The organism is Calothrix sp. CBUCES-K 9914, from assembly GCF_059640475.1.
Genome location: NZ_JBXXZH010000298.1, coordinates 1 through 10,144 on the forward strand (window position 1 = coordinate 1; position 10,144 = coordinate 10,144).

The following is a 10,144-nucleotide window of genomic DNA, read 5'->3' on the forward strand; positions in this document are numbered from 1 at the left end:
CCCCCAACACCTCCCGTACCCCCACCACCCATCCGTCTAAAAGTTCCAAATAACATCCACTACGCATTAGATAAAGACTTTATTAGCTCTGCAAGTGGTCAAGTTCTCGATAAAATAGCCGCAGTCATGCAGCAATACCCCACAATAGTCATCGAACTACAGGGACACACCGACGCGCGCGCATCCGATGCATATAATCAAGACCTCGCAAAAAGACGCGCGATAAATGCCAGAAATTACCTAATCAAAAAAGGTATTGCTCCTGAACGTATGACCATTCGTTCATTTGGAGAACGTCAACTAAAGACTCCAGGTCGAAACAAAATAGAACACGCTTTCAACCGTCGCGTCGAAGTCTTATTCTTTGATATCAGAGGAGTTGAAATTATTTTAGAACCTCAAAACGACGACCTACAAGTTGAGGGATAACAACATTTGCGTTTTTTGAGTAGGACAGGCGAGACGCCTATCCTACGGGACGATAATCATTATCCACCACTAACGGGAGGTACAAGCACGACTTCATCACCGTTTTTGAGGGGAGTATCAGGTTCGACAAATAATAAGTTTATACCATAACGGGTGACATTCTCCCATTTGGCTAATTCAGGGCGTTCGCTGATAAGATGTTCGCATACTGCCTTGACTGGTGTTCCTATCGGAAACTCTAGCTTTAGTTCTGAAACTCCGTATGCTTCTTGATATGCAGCAAATAGCTTGACAGTTATTGAGACAAAGGAATTTGACATATTGCAGTCTAGAAATAACGCTTCTTGAAACTTATTTACTATAGATATAGTCGAGTTTTAATAACCGAAAGCGCGAATCGGGAGCAGATTCCCAAAAGTATCGCTTTAAATATCATACATGAAAAGTTATAGGTAAAATATATAATAAGGATATATCACGCACGTATTTTGCTGACTATTTTCTTTAAGTATAGTTATTTAAAGTGAACAAATATTCTTGTAGGAAGCCCGAACTGTTATTAATTATATATTGACTACTTAAATTTTATTCATTTCATTTTATTTTATATGATATATGAGTTATTGCCTCAATCCCAAATGTCCTTATCCTACCGACCCAATTAATAAGCATGGCATAGTTTGTATACATTGTGGTGAAAAACTTTTACTACAGGGACAATACAGAGTGACTCGACTTATGGGAACAGGAGGATTTGCCAGGACGTTTGAGCTTGAATCACAATTGAATAAACAAGATGCCAAAGTTGTTAAGGTTTTAAATTTATCACGTTTAGATTGGTCTAGTGACAAAAAAGAAAAAGTTATTAAATTATTCAAGCGTGAGTTTGAAGTATTAGGGCGACTTCAGCATCCCGGTATTCCTTTTGTTGAGCAAAATTCCTACTTACAAATTGAATTTCAAAGCGGTGGTGAACCATTACATTGTCTGATTATGGAAAAAATCGACGGTGTAAATTTACAGCAGTGGCTTCAAGATAGAGATAATCAACCGATTGATTTTGAATTAGCGCGGGAGTGGTTGAAACAGCTAGTTTTAATTTTAGAGCAAGTTCATGCACATGGTTTCTTCCACCGTGATATCAAACCAGCTAATATTATGCTCAGACCCAATGGGCAGTTAGTATTAATTGATTTCGGCGCCGTTCGCGACTTAGCTGAGACATTTTTTCAAGAACAGGAAACGTCAGTTGGCGGAACATGTATTGGTTCTGTCGGATATGCACCACCCGAACAATATTTGAACGGTCAAGCTTTTCAGCAGTCAGATTTTTTTGCTTTGGGACGCACTTTTGTACATTTGTTAACAGGTGTGCATCCATGTGACTTCCCGAACTTCCAAAAATCTAGTCACTTCAACTGGCGCCAGAACTTACCAGCAATTAGAACTTCGCGCTTAGATTTTATACCTAAATTTCGCGTTTCGATGGTGTGTAATTTGCTCGACAGCATGATGGAGCATGACTGGGAAAACCGACCAAAAAACGCGCGGCAAATTATTAATGATTTAAATCGTAAAACACCAATTTCTTTGTACAGATATAAAAACAGCTATAAAAAAATTATCTACGCTACTGTTTTTAGTTTGGTCGCAGCAACTAGTGGTTATTGGTATGCTACAGGTGTAAATGGGTGTGAAAAAATCTGGCTGCGGCGATTCGTTATGAACGATAAAATGAGTTGCGGCGAAGAAATAATGATGTCTGTAGATAAAGACCAAGACAAACAAGATGGAGTCAAAGCATTTGCAGCGGGTCGATACCAGGAGTCTGTTAACCTACTAGAGAAATCTTTACAGACTAGGAAAGACCCAGAAACCTTAATATATTTAAATAACGCACGTCTAAAAGCATTCAGTCTTACCAACAACTACAAAACCTTTACTATCGCCATCGTAGCTCCAATTAGTGATAGCAATAATGATACCATAAATTCGAGTCGAGAAATGCTGCGGGGTGTCGCACAAGCGCAAAGCGAGTTTAATCAAAAACATCAAAATCAAAAAATCGGTTTATATATTTTAATCGCTACTGATAATAATAGACCCGATGTAGCAGTGAAAATTGCCCAGGCGTTAGGAGAGCTAGATGATGTTGTCGCAGTTCTGGGTCATTTTCGCAGTGACACTACTTTGACGGCACTTCCAGCTTATCAAAAAGCTGAACTTTTACTAGTTTCATCAACTGCTACCTCCGTTGAACTCTCAAACACTTGTCCATCGACTTTTCCAAATTGTTTTTTTCGAGTTGTTTCGAGCAATAGTGTTACAGGTGATGTTTTAGCGAATTATTTAAAACAAGTAAACAAAAAGCGCGCGGCAGTATTTTATAACCCCAACAGTAATTATAGTAATTCCCTGCTCGAAGAATTACGCAGTCGTGTTAGTAAACTAGGTGGCAAAGTCGTTGCGGAAATTCCCTTATCAGATAATATCGAATCTGGCCTCGCGCAAGTCAAAGAAAAAGACGCCGACGCAATTGTACTTTTTCCCACTACTGACGGTTTAACCTCCGATGCTGCGGTACAAGTCATTGAATATGCCAACCAGTTCGACTATTTAGTAGTGGGAGGAGATAGCCTTGATAGTGACAAAATTATCAGAAAACTCGCTCAAAACAAGATGGGTAGCGCCATAGCACTCCCTTGGTATCCACAAAATATAGACCCAACTAATGCATCTGATTTCAATACACAGGCTATTGCTCTTTGGAAAAAACAACGCATTACCTGGCACACTGCCCTTACTTACGATGCTACCAAAGTATTAATTGCTGCTTTTGAGCAAATACCCACATCTAATCGCAGTTCGATGCGTCTCCATATAAGTAACTCTATCGCTAACCCCAACTTTAAAACAATCGGCGCCACTGGAGAAATAAGTTTCAACACGAACGGAAACCGCAAACAGCAAAGCGTTCATATGGTGACAATCCATCGTAATACAACTACCGGAAAATTAGAATTTATCAAGATTTAAAAATAACTATTTACGTAAATACCTAGTTTATGAATTTTCTTTACAATCATCTCTACAATCATAAATTAAATATAATTACTTATGCTGCCAAGTTGGCAAGTATATGTAATTTGCCGATAATTTGCCAAATTGGCAGTACAAAACTTTGAACTAATTTAAAAAACACGTAAAATTTGTGACGTTTGTTTTAAGGTTAACTATTTAATGTTGTCGTCATCTGTATAACAAGCTAGCATCTGTGTAACAAAACTTCTAGCAATATTTTTTATTTCCGTTACATTCACTCAATACAATTGATGAGTGTAACGTCATATGGGAGTATTGAAAAAGAATTTAGATGTATTCCCATCTTATCAAAAAGATTACTAGTTACTTTTACGGAGTAATAGATTGATGTACCAGTATAAGGAACATCAAGGATATTTCCTGATGTCTTATAAATACTCCGTATGAGATTCATGTATAAAAACGAAAGGATGCTAAGTTGTGAATTTTTTAAACTACTCTCAACAGATAAACGTAACTTGGGAAGCTGACGCTGGAGACGATAGCTGTTACCCATACGATTTGGTACTCGACTCAATAATGGCGGCAAGTCCGATTGACCAACCTGCACCTATTGATATTGTGGTCGAGCCAACAACGCAGTCCACTGATGATTAGATATTCGATTGTTCGGTCTAATTTTAAGATTCTAAAGCTTTAAGCAAAGCTTGAAATTTGAGTTGAATTTCTGCTAGTTCTTTGTCTGGGTCAGAACCAGCTACAATACCGGCGCCAGCATACAACCGTGCGCGGTTGCCGTTGATCAACGCCGAACGAATTCCAACAATAAATTCGCAGTTGCCGCTAGCATCTACCCAACCTAAAGGCGCCGCATACAAACCTCTTTCAAAACTTTCATAGCGTCGAATTGCTTTCATTGCACTATCGCGCGACTCACCGGCAACTGCTGGTGTGGGGTGGAGATGGGCTACAATTTGTAAAGGATGTACATTTTTAGGCACAATAGCCTGAATTGGTGTCCATAAGTGTTGAATATTTGATAACTGTCGCAAACGTGGCGCCCCTTGAGGGTTGACAAGTTGTGGTAATAATCCTAGCTTTAACAATTGTTGCGTAATAAAATTAATTACCAATGAATGCTCGTGCCGCTCCTTTTGGCTGTTGAGCAAAAAATTCGCGTTTTTTGCGTCTTCTTCTGGTGTTTTGCCGCGTGGTGCGCTTCCTGCTAACGCATCTGTTACTAAAGTCAAATTATGAACATTAATCAAACGTTCAGGACTGGCGCCAATAAAATTTTGCCCCCTACCATTACTCGTGCAAAATGTATAACAGTTAGGATGAAGCTGTCGCAAGTTATTTAATGACTTGTATAGATTAAAGGCTTTTCTTGAATATATATCTAGTGCAGAAGCCAAAACTATTTTACTAAAATGAGCATCTTGAATCGCAGAAAGTGCAGAAGCTACAGACGCTTTAAATTTTTCTGGATTTGCCAGCAATTTACAACCTGCCGAAACTTGGTTAAATTTACCAGCCGAATGCTTTAAAGAAGCTGGATAATTTGCTGAGTAATATGCTAGTGATTGAATTATTTCAATTTTTGTCCACAATGCGTGCATAATCATCCGTACATTAGTACTGGAATCAATTGCTAGATTTGCCATAACTTGACAGCGCTTGTTTTTAACGGTTACTTGCCACCTTGGCAAGAAAACGGTTCCAGAAGCGAAAGGATAATCTGGCTGTTGTAAATTGTGTTCAAAAAAACTAAAGCTACAAAAAAAATGTGGTTGGATAATATTATTTATAACATTCTCTTGTTCGTAACATATAAGATTACCTAAACTTTCTTGGATAAATTCTTGAGCTTTACTAAATCTTTCTTCACCAGTGATTTCCAAGTGTGCGACAGCATCAATTGCAACAATTGATTCACCTGACGCTTTATTTTCCCAATAAAAAGTTAATTGATTAGCGGGTGCTAATTTTGCTAGAACGAGTAAAGGGTCAACCAAATCAATCTTAAGTGAAACACTTGCGATTTTAGTGCTGTTATTTCGGGCACACTTCGACCGAACAGCATCTAGGAATTGGTATATTTCCTGATTATATACAAGAAACTCAGAGCGACATGGAGAAACTGTCATGGATTTAAAGAAAAGTAAATTTTTTTGAAGTTATCTTCCTAAAGAGTCATGAATTGTGGTGGTATTTCTACAGGTAACACAAAGCGTTGCTCATTTGCTAGCTAGTGAGCGCTCTGATTAACTGTGCTTGCAGTGAGTCGATCTGCTGCCATGCAACTCATGCAGTGCTGTTACCTGCACGCTATCAAAAGCAATGTTGTCAGGTGGTAGCGCGCGGTGATACAGATGGTGGGTATGGTATTGTAACCAGAATTTCCTAACCATAAAACTTGACGGCATAACTTAGAGCATTATTCTGCAGTTTACTAATTGTAAAAAAATGACTACAAAACAGATTTTATATCCTAATAACAAATTGTGGATGGCTGCGATTAAGCCACCGATGTACAGCGTTGCGATAATGCCCATTTGGGTTGGTACAACTGTTGCTTATGCACAAACGCAGCATCTTGATAGTACTATTTTTTCTACTTTTGTAGGCGCCGCAATACTAATATTGGCCTGGGAAAATTTGAGTAATGATGTATTTGATTCCGAAACAGGAATTGATGAGAACAAACATCACTCACTTGTGAACTTAACCGGAAACAAATCACTAGTTTTTTGGTTAGGAAACTTATGTTTGGCGCTAGGATTGTTAGGAATATTTACAATTGCCTGGAGACAGCAAGACCCAACAGTGGTAGGAATTATTTTACTATGTTGCGGTATAGGTTACATTTACCAGGGACCTCCTTTCCGCTTGGGATATAAAGGGTTAGGCGAGATTCTCTGCTTTTTCGCGTTTGGTCCATTAGCGTGTGAAGCAGCGTACTACAGTCAAACTCAAACGTGGTCAACTTCTGGCTTAGTCGCTTCAGTCATAGTTGGAATTGCCACAAGCTTGATTTTGCTTTGCTCGCACTTTCACCAAGTTAAAGATGATGCTTTAGCTGGAAAACTTTCCCCAATTGTTCGACTTGGCACTTTTCGAGGCGCCCAAGTCTTAACAATTTGTACCATAAGTATTTATACGCTGACAATACTCTTTGTGATTTTAGGCTTTTTCCCTGCTTGGACTTTACTGAGTTGGGTAAGTTTACCGTTTGCAGTTAAACTATGCCGTCATGTGCAGGAAAATCATGATAAACCAGAAAAAGTCAGTAACTGTAAATTTATCGCAGTCGCAGTACATTTTTGGTGCTGTTTGTTGTTTGGACTGGGATTTTTAATTGCCTAAGTGAAATATCAAGTGGAATATCAATTTGATTTTCGTCCTTATAAAAGACGGTTCGTTCGTCCTGTTCAAACCAACCACGGTGTATGGGAAATTCGTGAAGGTATAATTATTTCACTCCATCATGACAACGGTAACGTAGGGTGGGGTGAAATAGCTCCTATTCCCTGGTTTGGTACAGAAACCTTAGAGCAAGCATTAGAATTTTGCCTTTCTCTACCAAAACTCCTGAGCGATAAGACAATTTCTTCTATACCTGATACATTGCCGGCATGTCAGTTTGGGTTTGAGATGGCAATGCAAACCAAGCAACAGTCAATACCGAGCGTCAAATTCAGTGCTTTACTACCAGCGGGGGAAAGTGCCTTATCAACTTGGCAACCTTTATACGAACAAGGGTATCAGACTTTTAAATGGAAAATAGCTGTAAACCCCATTGCTGAAGAATTAACAATATTTAACTTACTTGTAAAAAAATTACCACAAACAACTCAACTTCGTTTAGACGCAAATGCAGGACTTAGCGTTGACGAAGCAAAACTCTGGTTAGAAACTTGTGACAATTTAGCGACAGGTGTAAACATTGAATTTATCGAACAACCGCTGCCAGTAAAGCAATTTGAAGAAATGTTACAACTTAGCCACAGCTATAATACGAAACTTGCTCTTGACGAGTCAGTTGCAACACTCCAAAATCTTCAAAGCTGTTATTTAGACGGATGGCGCCAGGTTTTTGTAATTAAACCAGGGATTATTGGTTCACCAAGTCAACTGCGTAAATTTTGTCATGAGTATCAAATAGACACAGTATTCTCATCTGTGTTTGAAACAGATATTGGTAGACATGCTGCGTTACAGCTAGCGAATGAATTGTCAATTAATAATCGAGCAGTGGGTTTTGGTGTCAACCATTGGTTTCAAGAGTAGGGTGTGTGACGCTACCAAAAATTGTAAAACGAAGCGCGAGTAAGCGTGGTGTCACACACCTTACTGAGGAATGGCACTTACTTAACGATGTTTATGGTGCGTGAAAGCACTGTATTTTGCGTGCTTATTGATTGATAGTAATAGCTTGAAAGCCACCCTACCCCAATTTATTGGCGCCTCAAAATGCGTGAAATAGCACCATTCCACCTTACTGAGCCTTGTTTCGGTGCGTGACGCTACCAGATACTAGCTTCGTTTGTGAATTGTTAATAGCGTCACGCACCCTACGGTAATTCGGCGGCGGCACGAATATTTTGTAAAGTTAAATCGGAGCAAGTACGCTTGATTAAACCTGTTAGAACATTACCGGGGCCTATTTCTATAACGTGATTAATACCTTGTTCTGGTAGGGAGGTAACAATTTCTCGCCAGCGAACGCTACCAGTCATCTGTTTTAATAACCGCTGTTTTAACTCGCTTGCTGAAGTTGATGGGGTTGGTTCGACGTTAGATAATACTGGAACAGTAGCAGTTTGGAATTCTACTGCCTCCAAAACTTCTTTGTATTCAGCCGATGCTGCTTCCATTAAGTGAGAATGAAAGGCGCCAGAAACATTTAAAGGAATTGCCCGTTTGGCTTTTACCTTTGACATTACTGTTTGCACTCCGTCGGGTGTGCCAGAAATCACAACTTGTGCAGGACTATTATCGTTTGCCAAAACAACATCTGGAGTTTCGGAAATTACTTGAGAAAGCTGTTGCCTATCGAAGTTCATCAACGCTGCCATCATGCCACCAGATGCACTCTGCATCAGTTCCGCGCGTCGCTTGACTAGGCGTAATCCCTCAGACCATTCTAACACACCCGCAGTGTACAGAGCTATATACTCTCCTAAGCTGTGTCCTGCTACTAAATCAGGCTTTTGTTTCTCACTCAATAAGTCAGATAAAACACTTTCTATTACGTATAAACACGGTTGAGTGTAGAGAGTACTAGCGAGTTTCTCTTCGTCTTGACAGACATCAATGACAGACCACCCCAAAATTTCTTCAGCTTGGGTAAATTTTTCTTTAGCTACAGGCAAGTCTAGTAGATCGCTCCCCATTCCTACAGCTTGAGAACCTTGTCCGGGAAACACCCATGCAGTTTTAGTCATTTCAGATTTTAGATTGCGCGATTTTAGATTACTAGGTTTTAGATTTTAGATTGAGAAATTTTAGATTTACTGAATTAATTAATCCAAAATCCAAAATCCAAAATCCTTTCATTAGATTATTTTCCCCATCGAAAAATAGCTGCTCCCCAAGATAAGCCGGCGCCAAACCCGGAGGTAGCAATAATATGATTATGCTTGATTTTACCCGCCCGAACAGCTTCATCGAGTGCTAGGGGAATAGAAGCGGCGGAAGTATTGCCATAATTGGCAAGATTACTGATAACTTTATGGTCTGGTATTCCTAAACGCTGTGCAACAGCATCAAGGATACGTTGATTCGCTTGATGTAAAACTAGCCAATCGATATTATCAACGGTTATATTGGCACGAAATAAAGCCTTGTCTATAACTTCTGGAACTTTTTGAGCGGCAAAACGATAAACCTCTTTGCCATTCATAGTAACTTGTTGATAGCTACCTTTTCCAACGTTAATTCCTTTAGTTAGTTCTTGACTTTGAGCAGTGTAAGCAAGATTCAGGTAATGATTTTGACTGCCATCACTTTTTAATTCAAACCCAAGCAAATTGTCAGTTGAATTTGCTTGCATAACGACTGCACCAGCACCATCACCAAAAAGCACGCAAGTCGTGCGGTCTTCCCAATTTACCCAACGTGAATGAATATCAGCTCCAATTACAAGTACGTTTTGAAAAACTCCTGTGCGGATGTATTGAGATGCTGTCACCAGCCCAAAAACAAAACCAGAACATGCAGCAGTCAAGTCAAATGCAACAGCGCTTGTTGCACCCAAAGCTGCTTGAACTTTACAAGCACTCCCATACAAATCATCTTGTGTAGAAGTCGCGAGTAATATTAAATCGATTTCTTGTGCGGTAATTCCAGCCATTGCAATTGCCTTCAGGCTAGCAACAGCCGCAAGATTACTCAAAGAATCATTCGCATCAGCTATTCGTCGCTTTTTAATACCCGTTCGTGTAGTTATCCACTCGTCGGAAGTATCAACAAGTGTAGTCAATGCATGATTTTCAAGGCAAGCAGTCGGCACTGCGGAACCGCTTCCAGTAATTGCTATTCCCGTATTTTGCACTCCTACTCTCCCACGAAGTATAAAAATAGTTCTGAGTTAAAAGTGCTAAATCTAGAGTGCTGAGTGCTGAGTAGAAAGTGCTGAGTAGAAAGTGCTGAGTGCTGAGTAGAAAGTGCT

At 39.6% G+C, this 10,144-nt stretch carries 9 protein-coding genes and 1 pseudogene; 6 read left to right on the plus strand and 4 right to left on the minus strand.

Annotation, left to right across the window (positions count from 1 at the left end; genetic code table 11):
• Window positions 1-429: OmpA family protein (locus AC2JBO_RS38595; RefSeq protein WP_496958927.1), on the plus strand; the 429-nt coding region annotated here is incomplete at its 5' end.
• Window positions 430-488: 59 nt separating this feature from the next.
• Here AC2JBO_RS38595 and AC2JBO_RS38600 read toward each other — a convergent pair.
• The gene (locus AC2JBO_RS38600) at window positions 489-749 is read right to left on the minus strand and encodes a MoaD/ThiS family protein (RefSeq protein ID WP_496958928.1); all 261 of its coding nucleotides are present in this window, start codon (window positions 747-749) and stop codon (window positions 489-491) included.
• A 295-nt stretch (window positions 750-1,044) separates the two neighbouring features.
• On the opposite strand from AC2JBO_RS38600, the pseudogene AC2JBO_RS38605 reads away from it, so the two are divergent.
• The 3 genes and pseudogenes from AC2JBO_RS38605 to AC2JBO_RS38615 all read left to right on the plus strand — a co-directional run.
• Window positions 1,045-1,122 (plus strand): annotated as a pseudogene (locus tag AC2JBO_RS38605) (hypothetical protein); the annotation flags it as partial.
• 33 nt (window positions 1,123-1,155) lie between these two features.
• Window positions 1,156-3,465: a bifunctional serine/threonine-protein kinase/ABC transporter substrate-binding protein gene (locus tag AC2JBO_RS38610; RefSeq protein WP_496958935.1), complete on the plus strand. Its 2,310-nt coding sequence runs from the start codon at window positions 1,156-1,158 to the stop codon at window positions 3,463-3,465.
• A gap of 486 nt (window positions 3,466-3,951) precedes the next feature.
• Window positions 3,952-4,128, plus strand: a complete 177-nt coding sequence (locus AC2JBO_RS38615; protein WP_496958929.1) for a hypothetical protein — start codon at window positions 3,952-3,954, stop codon at window positions 4,126-4,128.
• A gap of 23 nt (window positions 4,129-4,151) precedes the next feature.
• On the opposite strand, the gene AC2JBO_RS38620 is transcribed toward AC2JBO_RS38615, so the two are convergent.
• Window positions 4,152-5,618, minus strand: a complete 1,467-nt coding sequence (locus AC2JBO_RS38620) for an isochorismate synthase (protein ID WP_496958930.1) — start codon at window positions 5,616-5,618, stop codon at window positions 4,152-4,154.
• Between the two features lie 319 nt (window positions 5,619-5,937).
• Between AC2JBO_RS38620 and menA the strand changes: the two genes are divergently transcribed.
• The gene (gene menA, locus AC2JBO_RS38625; RefSeq protein WP_496958931.1) at window positions 5,938-6,837 is read left to right on the plus strand and encodes a 2-carboxy-1,4-naphthoquinone phytyltransferase; all 900 of its coding nucleotides are present in this window, start codon (window positions 5,938-5,940) and stop codon (window positions 6,835-6,837) included.
• Between the two features lie 12 nt (window positions 6,838-6,849).
• Window positions 6,850-7,761 carry an o-succinylbenzoate synthase gene (locus AC2JBO_RS38630; protein ID WP_496958932.1) on the plus strand — a complete coding sequence of 304 codons (912 nt, stop codon included), beginning with the start codon at window positions 6,850-6,852 and terminating at the stop codon, window positions 7,759-7,761.
• A 284-nt stretch (window positions 7,762-8,045) separates the two neighbouring features.
• Here AC2JBO_RS38630 and fabD read toward each other — a convergent pair whose 3' ends face one another.
• Together fabD and AC2JBO_RS38640 are read right to left on the minus strand one after the other, a co-directional pair.
• Complete coding sequence (fabD, locus tag AC2JBO_RS38635) at window positions 8,046-8,918, minus strand: ACP S-malonyltransferase (RefSeq protein ID WP_496958933.1); 873 nt, start codon at window positions 8,916-8,918, stop codon at window positions 8,046-8,048.
• A 116-nt stretch (window positions 8,919-9,034) separates the two neighbouring features.
• Window positions 9,035-10,027 (minus strand): beta-ketoacyl-ACP synthase 3, encoded by a 993-nt coding sequence (locus AC2JBO_RS38640; protein ID WP_496958934.1) that lies wholly within the window; start codon window positions 10,025-10,027, stop codon window positions 9,035-9,037.
• Window positions 10,028-10,144 lie beyond the last annotated feature (117 nt).

Coding starts and splice junctions, on each gene's coding strand:
- AC2JBO_RS38600 (WP_496958928.1), bottom strand. CDS start 749: ATGTCAAATTCCTTTGTCTCAATAACTGTCAAGCTATTTGCTGCATAT.
- AC2JBO_RS38620 (WP_496958930.1), bottom strand. CDS start 5,618: ATGACAGTTTCTCCATGTCGCTCTGAGTTTCTTGTATATAATCAGGAA.
- menA (WP_496958931.1), top strand. CDS start 5,938: ATGACTACAAAACAGATTTTATATCCTAATAACAAATTGTGGATGGCT.
- fabD (WP_496958933.1), bottom strand. CDS start 8,918: ATGACTAAAACTGCATGGGTGTTTCCCGGACAAGGTTCTCAAGCTGTA.